The following is a 15,252-nucleotide window of genomic DNA, read 5'->3' on the forward strand; positions in this document are numbered from 1 at the left end:
GTACCAGGCGACTATCTCCGGCGCGGCCCACTGGTTCAGCGTCCCGTCGGAAAATGCGTTCTGCCCGGCGGACCCTTCCCCGCCCGGCATGTTGAGATAGAAGTCGTCCTGGGAGAAGTACCACGAGGCGTTCGCCGAGGTCATCATGGACGCCAGCAGCAAAACGGCGGCGAAAAGCAATAACCTTCTCATTCGAACCATCTCCTTCCGATCCCTCGTCGGCCTCTGATAAAGTGCTTGGGCCGTTGATATGCGGAGCTTCTACAAGCTCGACAACTGATGCGTTACCTGCTCTACGTTACTATTAGCATAAATCACTATAGCCGTTTTGTCAACCCCATTCGCGAAAAACTGGTAATAATACCGGGTCGCCCGGAGAGAGCGCCTCTCGGTACGCCCTTCGGGCTGCTGGAGGAGGACGGATCGCGCGGCCTTACGACGAACCCGCCACCCGGAACCGCCGCCCCGTCATCCTGAACTCGATTCAGGATCCATCCCTCTGGATGCCGGATCGAGTCCGGCATGACTGAGGGGGCGTGCCTCGAAAGCGCCGCCCTTCGATACACTCTCCGCTTCGCTCCGAGCACTCAGGGCTGTCGGTCTCTGTGCCGCGTACGATCGCCCGTCACCCTGAACGACCGCCAGCCACCCTGAACCGCCACCCTCCACCCTGACCCTGCACGACCGCCCCGTCATCCTGAACTCGATTCAGGATCCATCCCTCTGGATGCCGGATCGAGTCCGGCACGGCGGAGGGGGCGTGCCTCGAAAGCGCCGCCCTTCGATACACTCTCCGCTTCGCTCCGAGCACTCAGGGCTGTCGGTCTCCGTGCCGCGTACGAACCCGCCACCCTGAACCGCCGCCCCGTCATCCTGAACTCGATTCAGGATCCATCCCTCTGGATGCCGGATCGAGTCCGGCACGGCGGAGGGGCGTCCCGCCTTCCACTCTACCCTCATTATCAAACTCTGCATTTTCTATGTTTCATATGTCCTCCCGGCGGGGTATACACCAGTACAAGCAAGAGGACGAGACCTCGCTTCCTGCCCGGGATAAGGTTGGCGCCGGCCTGATAGGCATATCGGCGAGCAAGGGGGATGGCACCTCAGGTTGCCTCCGGGGTTCAGGAGAGGTCTTCCTCCGCTGTGGATTAATGCCTCCTGCGCCCGGATGAGGTTTTCACCGCTGACCCGGCGGCACGAACTCCGGCCAGGAGGCATTAACTCTGCCTCTCTCTGCTCTCGCTACAATCCCCGCTCAAATATCCTGCCTTCTACTTGACAAGGCAATAACATCTGTGTAATACTTAGCCAGATTATCACGCCCGCCTTGCGGGACGAACGGGGGCGGCGCGACCAAAAGGAGAACACACATGGCTGCAGAGATAAGGGCGCTTGGCGAGTTGGAGGCGCAGGTGATGGACGTCATCTGGGACCTCGAGCCTCCGATCAGCACTACTCAGGTATTCAAGATAATGTACCCCCAGCGCGAGCTGTCGTATTCCACCGTGATGCTCACCATGGCGAAACTGGCCAGGAAGGGCCTCCTCACGCAGACCCGGTCGGGCGAGCAGAAGACAGCCGCGTTTCACTACGGAGTGAAGATCACCAGGGAAGAGATGGCCCGCCAGATCATGGAGCACGCGTCCCGCATGATCATGGGAAAGAGCCTCGTCGAGGCGGTCAAGCAGATAGTGGCCAAGGCCCCCTAGCCGAGGGGCTCCCCCGGCAACCGAGATTTCTGTTGACAGCATGCCCTCCGGGCGGTATAATGCCGTTGGATAGTAGACGTATGTCTACTATTACTTCAGCCCGGAGGGTGAGATGAAGACAGACCAGCCTCGAAACAACCCGACATCCCGATACATCCCCCGCATCCCCGCGCCGCACCCCGACGGCCTGGAACTCGCGGCCGACCTCCTGCTCCTGGGGCTCGACCCGGACCCGGAGTATCCCGCGTACACCGAGTCGCAGCTCGCCGGCCGCGGACGACGCGCGCGCCGCACCCTGAGGTGCGGCAGCCCCTGCGACTGCGCCGACGCCCTCCTCGAGTCGGAACTCGACGACCTCACGCGCTCAGCCGGGCTCAGCGGCGAGGAACGGTCGGCCTGGAAGCTGATGCTGGACGGCAGCCCGCCGGACGAGATCGCAAGGGAGCTCGGAACCAGCCGGACGAGGGCCGTGCGGCTGGTCAACTCGGCCCGCAAGCGCGTGGCGGCGTCTGCCTCACAGGCCCGCGGGATCTACTCCGCCTATCTCAGCCTCGTGCGGCCGGACATATACCGCCCGGCCTGACCCCGATATGGTATACTGGTGGAGCAGCAGCGACGGACCACAGGAGGCGCGACATGACGCGAATAAGACCGCGGCGGCTGAGAGCTTCCGACCCTCTGCGGCGGCTCGCGAGAGAGACCCTTCTCTCCGCCGACGACCTCGTATACCCCATGTTCGTGATGCCCGGCGAGGGCGTCCGGCAGGAGATACCCTCCATGCCGGGGTGCTTGCGGCTCTCCGCGGACGAACTGCTGAAGGAGGCCGCGGAGGTCCGCGATCTCGGCATCCCGGCGGTCCTGCTCTTCGGCCTGCCCGAGGCGAAGGACGAGGTCGGCTCGGGCGCGTACGACCCCGACGGGATCGTCCAGCAGGCGGTCCGAAAGCTGAAGTCGTCCGTGGAAGGCCTGCTCGTCGTCACCGACGTCTGCATGTGCGAGTACACCTCCCACGGCCACTGCGGCGTCGTGCAGGACGGCAGGGTGCTGAACGACCGCACCCTCATCCTGCTGGCGAAGACGGCGGTCTCGCACGCCGCCGCCGGCGCGGACGTCGTCGCGCCCTCGGACATGATGGACGCCCGCGTAGGCGCGATCCGCGACGCCCTCGACGAGAACGGCTTCCAGGAGACCGCGGTCATGGCCTACTCCGCGAAGTACGCCTCGGCCTTCTACGGACCGTTTCGCGAGGCGGCGGAGTGCGCGCCCCGGTTCGGCGACCGGCAGGCGTACCAGATGGACCCGGCGAACTCCCGCGAGGCGCTCAAGGAAGTCGCGCTCGACGTCGAGGAGGGCGCGGACATCGTGATGGTCAAGCCCGCGCTCGCGTACATGGACGTGATCCGCCTGGTGAAGGACGCGACCGACTTGCCGGTGGCGGCGTTCAACGTCTCGGGCGAGTACAGCATGGTGAAGGCGGCGGCGGCGAACGGATGGATTGACGAGCGGAAGATCGTTCTCGAGATACTGACCTCGCTGAAGCGCGCGGGAGCGGACATCATCCTCACCTACCACGCGAAGGACGCGGCGCGGTGGATGCGAGAGGCGCGGGGTTGACCGGCCGAGGTTTGCGGCAGGCGCATATCCCCCCTCCCCTGAGAGGGAGGGGTCCAGGGGGAGGGGCCTGAGGCGTCAGGCCGTACCGAACCCCCCTCGACAGCCCTCCCCCTCAGAGGGGGGAGGGAGCGCCCTCCCGTCACCACCCTCCCGAGGAGACCCTCGCGCGGCCGCTCGTGCGCATCCCCGCGAACCCCGCGTACCTCGGCGCGATCCGAAGCGCGAGGGCGAGGGCCGTCACGCAGTCGTCGTGGTATCCCCTCCGCGCCTGGGTGCGGACGTTCCCCGAGGGCGTGACCTCGTACTCGTAGAGCTTCAGCTCCTCGATCAGCGGCTCGAGGCGCGGGTACGAGACCTCCCTCCGCGACAGGCGCAGGGCGAGGTTGTCCATCAGCTCCCTCTTGGTCTGCGCGTTGAAGACCACCCCCTCGATCTCCGCGCCGAGGCCGCGCTCCTCCCAGAGCTTCCGGCAGAGCATCTCCGTCACCGGGTCGCCGACGGAGGTCTGGTCCGCCGCGACGCCGACCACCCGGTGCCAGCACAGCAGGTCGGCCGCCCGCTCCACCTGCGACTCCCAGTCCATGCGGTTGAAGCGGTCGAGGCAGACGACATGGGACCTGTGGGACGAATGGGATCCATGTGACTCGAGAATCACCACCGCCGTGTAGTCCGAGTAGCGCGCCCAGTCTATCCCCGCGACGCGCGCGCCCTCCGCGGCCCGCCCCTCCTCCTCGCGGATTCCGGCCTGGACGTCGGCCCACGGGAAGACGGAACTCTGGTCGTCGAGGAACTCGGCCTCGTACTCGACCGCGAACTGCCTCTCCGCGAGCGAGGCCCTCTGCGCCTCGATGTACTCCCGGCTGATGTGCGGGTTCGCCCAGGAAGGGAAGCGGAAGGAGGACACTCTCTGAACCGCAGATGAACGCAGATTGGCGCCGATGTGATCAGGATTGCGGTCCTTCCCATCCGCGTTCATCGGCGTGTATCGGCGGTTGACATGCTGCCCCGCCGCGAACGCCCGGTAGAAGTGGTTCTTCCCGAACGGGGTCGAGACCATCACGAGCTGCCCGTCCCGGTCGGCGAGCATCGGGCCGAGGACCTCCTCGATCACCTCGTCGCGCACGAAGGCCGCCTCGTCCACGACCACCCGGTCGGCCGCGTGCCCGCGCAGGTTCCGCCCGTCCTCGTCCGCCGTGCGAGCCATGATACGGCTGTTCCGGAAGCGGATCTCCGTGTACGGCGTGCGGGTGATCTGCGTGCGGCGCCTCGTGTGCGGGCATGAGAGAAGCATCCTCTCGACGGTCCGCGCGATGAGCCGGGACTGGTCGTACGTTGGCGCGACGATCATCTGCACCGACCCGTCGAACGCCAGCGCGAAGGTGCACACGTCCACCGCGGCGGACTCCGTCTTGCCCCAGCGCCTCCCGCAGGCCGCGACCTTCACCGGGTGCTCGTCCATCAGCCACGCCATCTGGCCCGGGTGGGGCCTCCATCCGAAGAGCGCGGCCGCCAGTTCAATCCTCTTCGCCGGTCTCATCAGGCACCTCCGAAATCCGCCTCAGTATCGCCGAGAAGCCCTCCGACTCGCCGCCGTCCGCATGGTCGGCCGCGAGCAGGCCGCTCGCCTTGAGGAGGTCTATGATGACCTTGTGGCGCACCTTCTCGTCGCCCGACCTGATCATCGCCTCGAGTTCGCGCGAGGCCTCCACGACCCGCATGCTGATGAACCTGACCGCCGCAAGCCGGTTCTCCCGCACGAAGTCGCAGAGCGCCTGGGCGAACTCCGGGTCGCGCTTCCAGGCCTCGAGCGTGCGCCGCCCGACCTTCAGCATCCGGGCGGCCTCGTCGTCCGTGTGCTCGAAAAGCAGGGCCGCCGCCCTGCGCTTCCTCTTGTCCAACATTCTCGATCCCGCCTTTCTCGAACAAATGTTCGCATTCTTTCGTCCCCCATATATTAGTCCGCTGGAGGGCCGAAATGAATGAACGCGCCGCGAACGGGCCGTGAAATCTTTCGCCCGCGTCGGCATCTCCTCATGGTGGCGGAGCCTCTCGATACGCCGCCGGAGCCGTCACCTGCCCCCCGTCACCCTGAACTCGATTCAGGGCCCATCCGGACGTGGATGCTGAATCGAGTTCAGCATGACGTCCTCCGTCTTCCCCCCATGACCAGATTCCCTCTCCGGCCGCGGGATGCCCGCGCGGAGGAATCCCGGGCGGCCGCGCGTAAAGCTACCGGGTGAAAAGACTCCTCGACTACCACGTACATTCGACCCACTCCGGCGACGGATGCGCCTCCATCGAGGACATGTGCCGCCTGGCCGTCGAGCGCGGGATCGCCGAGATCGCCTTCTCGGACCACCTGGACAACAACCCGGACGACGACTGCTACGGCCTGTTCGACGCCGCGAGGTTCTGCCGCGAGGTGGACGAGTGCCGCGAGCGGTTCGGCGATCGGCTGACCATCCTCAAGGGCGCGGAGCTCGGGGAGCCGCACCTCTACCCGCGCGAGATCGAGCGGATCGTCGGCGGCGAGCGGTTCGACTTCCTGACCGGCGGCATACACTGGGTCGGGGATGCGGTCGTTTCGGTGGAGAGTCCGACAGGTCAGACGAGTCGGGCGAGTCAGACCGCCCTCTACCGCGACTACTTCGACGAGGTCCTCCGCGCGGTGGAGTGCGCGAACTTCCACGTGCTGGCGCACCTCGACCTCGTCAAGCGCTTCGGAGTCAAGTACGCGGGGCCGTTCAGCGTCGAGCCGTACCGCGAGCAGATCGAGGCGATCCTGCGGACCATGATCGAGCGGGGCATCGCGCTGGAGGTCAACACTTCCGGCTGCCGGCAGCCTTGTGGGGAACCATTTCCGGGGATCGAGACGCTCAGGCTCTACAGGGAGTTCGGGGGCGAGTTGATCACCGTCGGCTCGGACGCCCATCTCGCGGAGCACCTCGGCTTCGGGCTTGCTGAGGGCCTGCGGATGATCCGGGAGGCGGGCTTCGACTCAATCACGACGTACCGGAACGGAACTCCCTCTCAGAAGCCGATCGCCTCTTTCCTTGCAAGCCCGTAGCCGCGTCCTTCGATACACGCGCCGGGTTGTGGCACGCCCATATCAGCGATTTCCCTTTGCCCGATTGTGGGTAATGCAGAGCATCTGGCAGTTCTTGGCCGAACTGTCGCCGCCCTTACTCCACGCGGAAACGTGGTCGGCGTCCATTTCCTTCAGTTCGTAGACCTTTCCCTTGTTTGCGTCATGCCCAATGGCGCAGAGCGGGCAGTTGGATTTGCCATTCGCTTTGGCATCGCTCGTTTGTTTCTCGTAGACCGACCTCTTCGTGGCGTCGTCGAACACCCGCACGTCCAAGAGTCTAAGGTCCTTCCGGCCGCCGAGAATGTATTCGAAGACGCCGCGACGGTTCTTGACGTACGGATCGCCAAGAAGCCGCCTGACCTCTGCAGAAACCTTTGCCGGATCGTATGACCTAGAATGATATTCCTCGTAGAGCCGCCCCCACTCCAGGCCCTGCATCTCCTTCTCAACATCCCTGAACACGCTCGACACCCAGTCGATCACGCTGTTGAAGTAAGTCTTCAGCTCGTTGATGTTGTCGTCGTTGCGATGAGCGCTCATGTAGGCGCCGATATCGCCTTTGCTCACCCAGTCCAGCGCCCGCTCCAGGAACTCCTGCCGATTGGCGCTGCCCTTGACGTAGGCGCTCCACATCTGGATGTTCGCGTTCTGGCTGTTGCTGAACTCGGCCTTCCCAAGCGTGACGAACGGCCCGGAGTAGATGGCGTTCAGGAGTTCCTGGGGGTTGAGCGGCACGCCTGCGATGTTGATGGTCTCAAACCACTGCTTGATCTCGCTCTCCGTGCCCTCGCACTCGTAGATGAGCAGTTCAGAGCCCTGAATCCTCGCTTGTTGGTCGGCGGGCAGGCTGTCGAAGTACTTGGGGTTGCCGTTATCCATGATCGCGAACTTATTCGTAACGAACCGTCCGATGCTGGTGATTCGCTGCTGGCCGTCCAGCACTTCGAACTTGTCCTTCGCGACTGTGTTGAAATAGATCAGTCCCAGCGGATAACCCTTGAGCAGCGATTCGATGACGGCCTGCTCTCTCTTGCCGCCGCCATCCGCATAGATGTAGTTGCGCTGGTACTCCGGCTGGATGGTGAGCTTTCCGCCGAGCCCGAACAGCCCCTTGCCCTCCAGTTCGTTGTACACAAACCCGTCGCAGATGTCGCCGACGGTGATGTCGGTTTTCAGCGTGGTCTTCACTTTTTCGTCCCTCCTGCGGGCCGCGTACGCCGGCGGTGACGGATGATGAGCCGAGCGTAAATGGGCTTGTACTCGTTGGCAACTCGTACAACGCCTCGACGATTGAGATCTCCGAAGTTCGGTGCGTCTGCCTCCGTATACTCCTTGGTCTTGACGCCGGAGTTGTTGTCACGGTCGGTAATTCCCATGATCTCGAATTGGGCGGGGTTGTACCTGTCGAGAAAAGTAATCGGAACACCCATGGCGCCGTCGTAGTCGCTGGGAATCGCGTCGGTGAAAGGCACTTCGATTGCGTCGTAGTTGTCGTAGCGGTCGTACGCCGCCTTGCCCCTCAGCTCCTTGTGCTTGCTGAACTTCAAGTTGTCCGCCATGGTCATGAGGGGCAACTCTTTGTGGCGTGGCCCATGGTCCATGTTTGTCCACCAGCGAACGCCCTTGACGCGGATGTACTTAACGCCGTTCTCGTCAACTCGCCAGCCGGCAGCATTAAGCGGGTAATGGTCGGGAACGCGGAACTCGCGGTCGCCGCTGTGGATGGTGACACCCATCCATATCTTGTCTGCCTTGATGAGCGGAAAGGTCTCCTTGTAGGTGATGGCCTGGACGTTACCAATGATCAGGAACCGTTTATCGTGCTCCACGAGTTGGGCGACGTACTCGCGGAAGAGGGAGAAAGGCGGGTTGGTGACAACGATGTCCGCCTCTTTCAGGAGCGCGATACACTCGGCGCTGCGGAAGTCGCCGCCTTCCGCGAGGGGTGTGCGCGTGTGGGGGTTCTGCTCCAGGAAGAGCTTGACGTCTTCGATTCCGGCTGCGCCGTCGCCGGTGACATCCTTCACGTCAGTTATCTCGACGGCGAGAGCCTTCGGCTTTTCGCGCTTGCCATTGCCCTCGTTGAGCTCCGGCAGAGCGAGTTGTGCGCCGGCTATGGGGGAGCCGTCGTAGCTGGTGGAGATCAGCTTCTTGAGCCCGAGCTTGTTGAAGTTGGCGGCGAAGTACTTGAAGAAGTTGCTTTCGAAGGGGTCGTCGCAGTTGCAGTAGACGACCTTTCCGCGGAAGGTGTCGGGGTCAAACTCAAGGTAAGCCTCGACCTCTTTCTGAATGTCGACGTACTGCGTGTAGAACTCGTCCTGCCTGGCCGCCTTCGCGGCGTGAAGGCTGCGGTTCAGCGACTTGCTTTCCATGGGCAATAAGTTCCCTTAAGTTTCTCTGACACCATTTCTGCTAACAAGTGATTCTACGGACCCGCCGATTATCCCTTGTGGGGTGATCAGTGTCAAATCCCACAGGTAGTGCGCACCTGCGGCGACCTCTCCGGAACCTCCCCCAGCCCCTCCCTGGTAAGGAGGGGAGCTTCCCCGCTGTCCCCCTTGTCACGGGGGACCGGCCTCCGGGCCGAGGGGGTTCTGCGTCCCGCGCCCTTCGATACACTCTCCGCTTCGCTCCGAGCGCTCAGGGCCGTCGGATCGGTTGCGGCAGAGCGCCCCCTTCACCGGCGCGCGGAAAACCGGTATTCTTGCCAGTTTACTATATCGCGTGATGGGGGTATCATATTATGAGAGGCGGCGGAGACCGCCGATGGAAGGAGAGAAGACGATGCATCGCGGAGCGGCCGTCCGGCGCGCATCCGTACCCCCTGCCCGCATCCTTCTCTGATTTTCAGGCACGCACCAGGCGCTCGCCCGGCGGTAGGGCGCGTCCGGCGTGTCGCATGTCTGGGGTCAGCATTGATCGGCGGGGCGACTCGTTCCGCGGGCTTGCTTTTCTTGAGCCGACATATTGCCTAGCCGCAAGGGCCGACGGTCTTCATGATCGTCGGCCTTTTTCCTTTATCCGGGAGCGCAGCCCCTCCCCCCGGCCCCCTCCCTCTCAGGGGAGGGGGAAATACGTACTCCCTCCCCCCTCTGAGGGGGAGGGCTGGGGAGGGGGGTCTCCGTCACGCCGTCACTCGTCGGTCAGCTTGATCCCCGCCGCGGAGAGTCGCTTCCGCACCCTGAGCGGCTCGGCCTCGATGAGCTGTCTCAGCGCGCCGACGATCGCATCCCGCGCCGCCTCGCTCTCCTCCAGCCGGTAGCCCGCGATGAGCTGGTCCGCCGCCGTGTCCAGGTACGGGTACGAGCGGCCCTCTCGGACACGCCCCATCTGCGCCAGAAGCCCCGCCGACGCCGCCCGGCCCGCGGGGGTCAATCCCGCCCCGAAGCCTCTCAGCGCCTCGTGGAACCGCTCGTCCCGGCGGTCCCGTCGGGCGGCCGACCGGTTGCCCATCAGCACGAAGAACGCGATGAACATCCCCACCACCGCCCCGAAGGCGGCCACCGCGTCGGCCGGGTCCTTCAGGAACTTCGCCGTCATCGGCAGATCGGGGTCCTCCTTCGCCTGAGCGAGGCTCGCCTCCGACTGCTTGCGGTAATACTCCTGCCGCGCCTTCTCGGTCTCGGCCTGCAGGCGGATCAGATCTATCTGCGCCGCCGCGACGCCCGGATCGGCCTGCGGGGCCTGGGCGAGCGACGGCCCGCAGGTCAACGCCGCCAGGATCAGCGCCCCCGCCAGCATCGAGAAGCTCATCGCGCGAGTTGCGTGTCGCGCCGCCATGGTTCGCCTCCCCTGCCGGGTCATTCGGAGTCCGTCCGGAACGGGCTCGCCGGCAGCCCGGCCTCGTTGTACAGGTTCACTACCATCCAGTTCGACCAGCCGTACCTCACGGCCGCCGGTTTCGGCACGTCCGGGCTGGTGACGACGAGGCCGATGCCCCTTCGGATCTCGGCCTTCGCGGGGACGAAGACGCCGTCCGCCCCCGCGATCGTGAAGCCCGTCAGTTCCCCGCCCGCCGCCTTCAGCCCGCCGTCCACGTGGTCGAAGCTGATGATGACCTTGTCGGCCTCGACCTTCATCGCCTTGTAGATCGGGCCGGAGTATGTGATCGGCTGCCCGTAGGCGATCGCCCGGGCCGCGAGCGCGAGCCTGCCGCCGACCGGCTCCTTCTTCTTCGGGTGGATGTCCTTCTCCTCGCCGACGTCGGTTATGACCGCCATCCCGGTGTTGGGAACGGTCCGCATCGTGAGGAGCTGGGCCTCCCGGAGTTCCGCCCACGCGCCCTCAGGGTTCGGGCTGGCGAAGGGCGCGAGCTGGACGAAGAGGAACGGGAAGTCGCCCTGTCCCCAGGCCTCCCGCCAATTCTTTATCATCGCCGGGAAGAGGCTGCGGTACTCCAGCGCGCGGGTGGCGTTGGCCTCGCCCTGGTACCAGATCGCCCCCTTGATCCCGTAGGGCAGGAGCGGCGCGATCATCGCGTTGTAGAGGGCCGCCGGGCGCCCCTTGCCGGACCGGACCGGGGCGGTGAGCATGTAGGCGAAGTCGGCGTTGGCCCTCAGGACCTCGCGGCTCGTCCACGCCTCCGCCGGGGTGCCTCCCACGCAGGAGCTGATCAGCCCGACCGGCACCTTCAGGCTCTTCCGCAGGTCGCGCCCGAAGAAGTACCCGACCCCGGAGAACGTCCCGGCGGTTTCCGGGCCGCATTCCTTCCACGAGGCCTCGATCGGACCCACCCGGTCGGACTGGGGCACGGTGAATAGCCGGAGCATCGGGTCGGCGGACGAGGCGGCGGCCGCCTCGCCGTTCTCGCACCTCTGCAGTTGGAAAACCATGTTCGACTGACCGCCGCAGACCCACACCTCGCCGACCAGGATGTTGCGTATCTCCAGGCCGTTGATCCTCATGGCATACGGGCCGCCCGCCTTCAGCGGATTGAGGTGGACGATCCAGTAGCCGCCGTGAGCCGCCGCGCCGACCTTCTGGCCCTGGAACTCGACGGTGACCCTCTCGCCCTCGGAGGCCGTGCCCCAGACCGGCACGCGCATCCCCTGCTGGAGGACCGCCCCGTCGGAGAAAAGCACATTCGGCTTCACCGCCGCGCAGGCGGATGAGACCGTCAACACCACCGCGAGCAAAACAAATATGACACACCTGGACTTGACCATTCCGGACACTCCTTTCGGCCTGAAACCTCTGCCACGATACAGTATCTCATTCGACGCGAAGCGCGAAAGTCATGCCGGTTTCTCAGTGAGCGGCACAAGAAATTCGAGCCGCGCGTGGAGATCGCGGTTGGTGATGATCTCAGGGGGGCGCGGAGCCGATCGTCGGGCGGCGCGTCGGACGGACGTGGTATGGAGATCCGCGAGTAGGTCGGGTGTGTCTGATCCGGACCGCATGTGCCGGGACCCTGGAGGGGAGACGGCATACAGGCCGCTGAGGGTGCGAGCCTCCTCAGCGGCCCGCGTTCAATGTATGACGGATTGCTTAGCCGAGAGGTCAATCCCTCCCGCGGACGCGCCTCCGGATCCACGGCAGGCAGACCGCCGCCAGTCCGCTTCCGAGCGCGAGAAGGCCGGACGGCTCGGGAATGGGCGTCGGTGTAACAGACCCGAAGTAACCCTTCCTGCTGCTGATACCCCACAGCAGAACCGCTGGCTGCTGCTGAGCGGTGAGAAAGGAGAACCCTTCCAGCGATGCCCCAGGTTGGACATGATGCTCCAAGTCCAGCGCACGCCAGGAGATGTCTCTGTCGGTCTGATACAAATACCATCCCTCTGGAGCCGTGGCGCACGACGCGTCGGGGGTGTAAGCGATCCATCCATCTACGGTTTCCGACAAGGGGTTGTGAATTGTGAAGCAGAGCACAAAACCACCGGCAGAGTCCTCGTAGGTGGCGGTCATGTACGGCTGAGCTGCGAGACAACTCCCCGCCAGCGCAATGACTATCGTGAATGCAAAAGACCTGATGGCCATGATTATCCTCCCGGGAATAGCGCTCACTGATTACCGGACAGCACGCCACCGCCGGAGCGCGATAGTGCGTAGATCCACTTGGCCTGATCCATCGCGGCGTACGACACTGCTGGAGATGAGCACACGATCCCGCCGGTTGGACGCATTGCGTCCAGACTCAGATCTGCTTGCGACAAATCGTAGAGCCCGTAGTTGTCGTTGCCCACGATGCAGTCCCCAGCGCAAGTCAGGGCGGGAGAACCTAGGAAGTAGTTCGCATAGCCGCAGGGATCAGGGTACTCCGGAGCATGCATAGACGCGTCAAATGGGTTGGTAGAAGACGGATAAGGCACTCTGTCGCCGGTATCAGCGTCTAGTCTGAAGAACAGGTTGCCGGTATCTTCACCAACGAACAGATAGCCGCCCTTCACGGCCGGGGTCGCTCGTACCTCGTGCCAGAGGTAGTCAGCTTCGAAGCCGAAGTCCGCGCCGGTCGAGGCAGTCACCGCCAAGAGAGCGCCACCCAATGCCGAGGAGATCCCAAAGTACACCCGATCGTCGTATATGGTCGGCGAGGACTCGATGCAGGAGCCGGCGTTGTGGCTCCAGATCACCCGTCCCGGAGGATCAGCAGGCGTGTCGGCGGTGGAGAGACAGTACAGGTATCCATTGTCACAACCGACATACACCCCGGCCGCCCCGTCCACGATCCCGATGGCGGCGGAGCTTACGCCGGTTCTGTCCGGCCATGAGGTGTCCGCTGTGAACGCATACTGCCATTCCTCACGACCGGTTGCCGCATCCAGACAGTAGAACCTGGCGCTCTCGTTGCCTATGTACACCCGACCCTCATACACCGTGGGCGAGGCAAGTATCTTGGACCGCCCGCCGGTGCTGCTCCGCGTCCCGTACGACCAGATGAACTCGCCGGTCTGGGCGTTGAGACAGTACAGGTTGCCGTTCATCGAGCCGACATAGACTCGCTTCCCGCCGTTCACCTCAGCGATGCACGGAGTAGAGGCTACCGCCCCGATGTAGCCGGTTCTCGGGAAGCGCCACACCGGGGCCCCCGCGACCTCCGAGTTTCCGCCCACAGCCGGGTCAAACGCGACAACGTACCCGGCTGTCTCCGCATCAGTGTACTCCCCGCTGACCCACGCCCCGACGACGACAGGGCATGCCGGCGCATGAACAGGGCTGGAGTCTATGTATGGATGAGGGAAGATCGCGGAATCGGACGGGTTGGGGTGATCCGTCCAATACGAGCGGTCGTTCCGAGAGGTCGGCACTGTAACGGTCCAGACCTCTGTGATGCCGGCCGCAGCCGAGTCTGCCTGAACGCTGGCTCCCGTGTGCTGCGGATCGTGCATGAACATCGGCCAGGCATCGGCATTGATCGGCTGACTCGGGTAGAACCAGACGCTGCACAGGCTGTGAGACTCGGCGCCGCCCGACAACTCGATGCTGGCCGTTACCGTTGCATAGCCCGTTGTGGCGCGACTGACAGTCGTGGCGGCAAACCCTCGTTCGTCCGTCCTGACCAAGGCGTTTCCCAGTATGCCGCTCTGTACTGAGAAGGCAACGTCTATGTCCTCGACCACCAGACCGGTCGAAGGATCGCGAACGAGTGCAGTGACTACGACGTTCTCCCCGGACTCCTGGGCGGCAGGGCTTGCGGCAAGCGTGATCCAACCCGATACCTCGTCCGCGCCGATATCAACCGCGCCCTTCTGGATGCGGGCCTCGCCGTCCATGTCCGTCCCACTCAAGGTCACACTGGTGTTTCCCGTATCTATACACGGATTCGGCGTGTTGGGATCGTCGAGGAGATGATAGTCCCCGGCCTGGGCGTACAGGAAGAGAGGCTCCTCCTGAATGTCGGTCGGCCCGGGTTCTGTCGACTCGTAGTCGTCGCCGGGCCAGTTGTAGACGCAGTTCCTGATCAACACCGGCACCCCTCCGGCTATGCTCACCCCGGAGGTATTCAGCGCGACGATGTTATTGGCAAGGAACGGCGAGCTGTCTATCGAGTAGATTCCGCCTCCGCTTCCGTTCTCACAGGTGTTGTTCACGATGGTATTGTTGACAACGCGAGTTGATGGCGACGCCTGCAGGTACATCCCGCCGCCAAGACCGACTCCGGCACCTGCCAGAGCCTCGTTTGAGTGAATGAGGTTGTCATGTATCAGCGCAGAACCGCCGATGCAGCATATGCCCGCTCCATGTCCACCACTGCTCCCCTGTACACTATTCGCAGTGACGGTATTGTAGCGAATCGTCGGTGAAGAGGCGATGCAGTAGATGCCTCCGCCCCTTCGCAGCTGACCGGACTCGTCCGTTGTTCCTGTGCCGCCAGTGATCGTAAAGCCGTCAAGGATCGTATCGGGCAACGCCCCGCCGGAACAAGTGACGACGCTCCCTCCGGAGTTGCCGTTAAGAACGGTCGGGTTACCTTCGAGGCTCCTCTGTTCGCGGTGAGTCTCACCGCCAGTCTCAGAGAACCCGCCGTACAGACCGACGCCGTTCTTCATCGTGATGCAACCGGCGTAGGTGCCGGCGGCGACCCAGACCTCCATTCCTGCGTAGGCAGTATCTAGTGCTTCCTGCACCGAGGCCTTTGCAGTGGCCCACGTCAGCCCGTCGTTGTTGTTGTTTCCAGTCGTCTTGACGTATACGACCGCCGGCGAGACATCAGCCTGTGACCTCACCCGCATCATACGGGCGCGGTTCTGGTTGACCGTTGCACATGAACTGACGCCGACGACGCGAACGATCGCCCCGACCTGCGCGGGGAGAGTGATGGAGTTCCCGGCGGCGAGGTCCAGAGCGGCAACGCGGACCCCAAGCACGGGATCGCTGTTCCCGTCAACGAACCCGTCAGCC

13 protein-coding genes are annotated in these 15,252 nt (G+C 64.0%); 4 read left to right on the forward strand and 9 right to left on the reverse strand.

The annotated features are described in order from the left end of the window. A partial coding sequence (locus KBC96_14570) for a hypothetical protein (GenBank protein MBP6965617.1) occupies positions 1-192 on the reverse strand: 192 nt, incomplete at its 3' end. A 1,181-nt stretch (positions 193-1,373) separates the two neighbouring features. Between KBC96_14570 and KBC96_14575 the strand changes: the two genes are divergently transcribed. The 3 genes from KBC96_14575 (at position 1,374) to hemB (ending at position 3,326) form a co-directional block, all read left to right on the forward strand. Further along, positions 1,374-1,712, forward strand: a complete 339-nt coding sequence (locus KBC96_14575; protein ID MBP6965618.1) for a BlaI/MecI/CopY family transcriptional regulator — start codon at positions 1,374-1,376, stop codon at positions 1,710-1,712. A 112-nt stretch (positions 1,713-1,824) separates the two neighbouring features. Further along, on the forward strand, positions 1,825-2,295 hold the full coding sequence (locus tag KBC96_14580; GenBank protein ID MBP6965619.1) for a hypothetical protein: 471 nt from the start codon (positions 1,825-1,827) through the stop codon (positions 2,293-2,295). 53 nt (positions 2,296-2,348) lie between these two features. After that, the gene (hemB, locus tag KBC96_14585; protein ID MBP6965620.1) at positions 2,349-3,326 is read left to right on the forward strand and encodes a porphobilinogen synthase; all 978 of its coding nucleotides are present in this window, start codon (positions 2,349-2,351) and stop codon (positions 3,324-3,326) included. A gap of 139 nt (positions 3,327-3,465) precedes the next feature. Here hemB and KBC96_14590 read toward each other — a convergent pair whose 3' ends face one another. Together KBC96_14590 and KBC96_14595 are read right to left on the reverse strand one after the other, a co-directional pair. Beyond that, positions 3,466-4,863 carry a terminase family protein gene (locus KBC96_14590; GenBank protein MBP6965621.1) on the reverse strand — a complete coding sequence of 466 codons (1,398 nt, stop codon included), beginning with the start codon at positions 4,861-4,863 and terminating at the stop codon, positions 3,466-3,468. Next, positions 4,841-5,227, reverse strand: a complete 387-nt coding sequence (locus KBC96_14595; protein MBP6965622.1) for a hypothetical protein — start codon at positions 5,225-5,227, stop codon at positions 4,841-4,843. The genes KBC96_14590 and KBC96_14595 overlap by 23 nt, the downstream gene beginning before the upstream one ends. 335 nt (positions 5,228-5,562) lie before the next feature. On the opposite strand from KBC96_14595, the gene KBC96_14600 reads away from it, so the two are divergent. Next, positions 5,563-6,393, forward strand: a complete 831-nt coding sequence (locus tag KBC96_14600) for a histidinol-phosphatase HisJ family protein (protein ID MBP6965623.1) — start codon at positions 5,563-5,565, stop codon at positions 6,391-6,393. A 42-nt stretch (positions 6,394-6,435) separates the two neighbouring features. Here KBC96_14600 and KBC96_14605 read toward each other — a convergent pair whose 3' ends face one another. From KBC96_14605 to KBC96_14630, 6 genes are all read right to left on the reverse strand, one after another. Further along, on the reverse strand, positions 6,436-7,602 hold the full coding sequence (locus KBC96_14605; protein MBP6965624.1) for a DUF262 domain-containing protein: 1,167 nt from the start codon (positions 7,600-7,602) through the stop codon (positions 6,436-6,438). After that, the gene (locus tag KBC96_14610; GenBank protein MBP6965625.1) at positions 7,599-8,786 is read right to left on the reverse strand and encodes an adenine-specific methyltransferase EcoRI family protein; all 1,188 of its coding nucleotides are present in this window, start codon (positions 8,784-8,786) and stop codon (positions 7,599-7,601) included. The genes KBC96_14605 and KBC96_14610 overlap by 4 nt, the downstream gene beginning before the upstream one ends. A gap of 760 nt (positions 8,787-9,546) precedes the next feature. Then, positions 9,547-10,194 (reverse strand): hypothetical protein, encoded by a 648-nt coding sequence (locus KBC96_14615; GenBank protein MBP6965626.1) that lies wholly within the window; start codon positions 10,192-10,194, stop codon positions 9,547-9,549. A 20-nt stretch (positions 10,195-10,214) separates the two neighbouring features. Next, positions 10,215-11,579, reverse strand: coding sequence for a sialate O-acetylesterase (locus KBC96_14620; protein ID MBP6965627.1), 1,365 nt, complete (start codon positions 11,577-11,579; stop codon positions 10,215-10,217). A 334-nt stretch (positions 11,580-11,913) separates the two neighbouring features. Next, positions 11,914-12,390, reverse strand: coding sequence for a hypothetical protein (locus tag KBC96_14625; protein ID MBP6965628.1), 477 nt, complete (start codon positions 12,388-12,390; stop codon positions 11,914-11,916). Between the two features lie 23 nt (positions 12,391-12,413). Next, a partial coding sequence (locus tag KBC96_14630; GenBank protein MBP6965629.1) for a PQQ-binding-like beta-propeller repeat protein occupies positions 12,414-15,252 on the reverse strand: 2,839 nt, incomplete at its 5' end.

It is taken from the genome of Armatimonadota bacterium (genome assembly GCA_017993055.1).
Classification (GTDB): domain Bacteria; phylum Armatimonadota; class UBA5829; order DTJY01; family DTJY01; genus JAGONM01.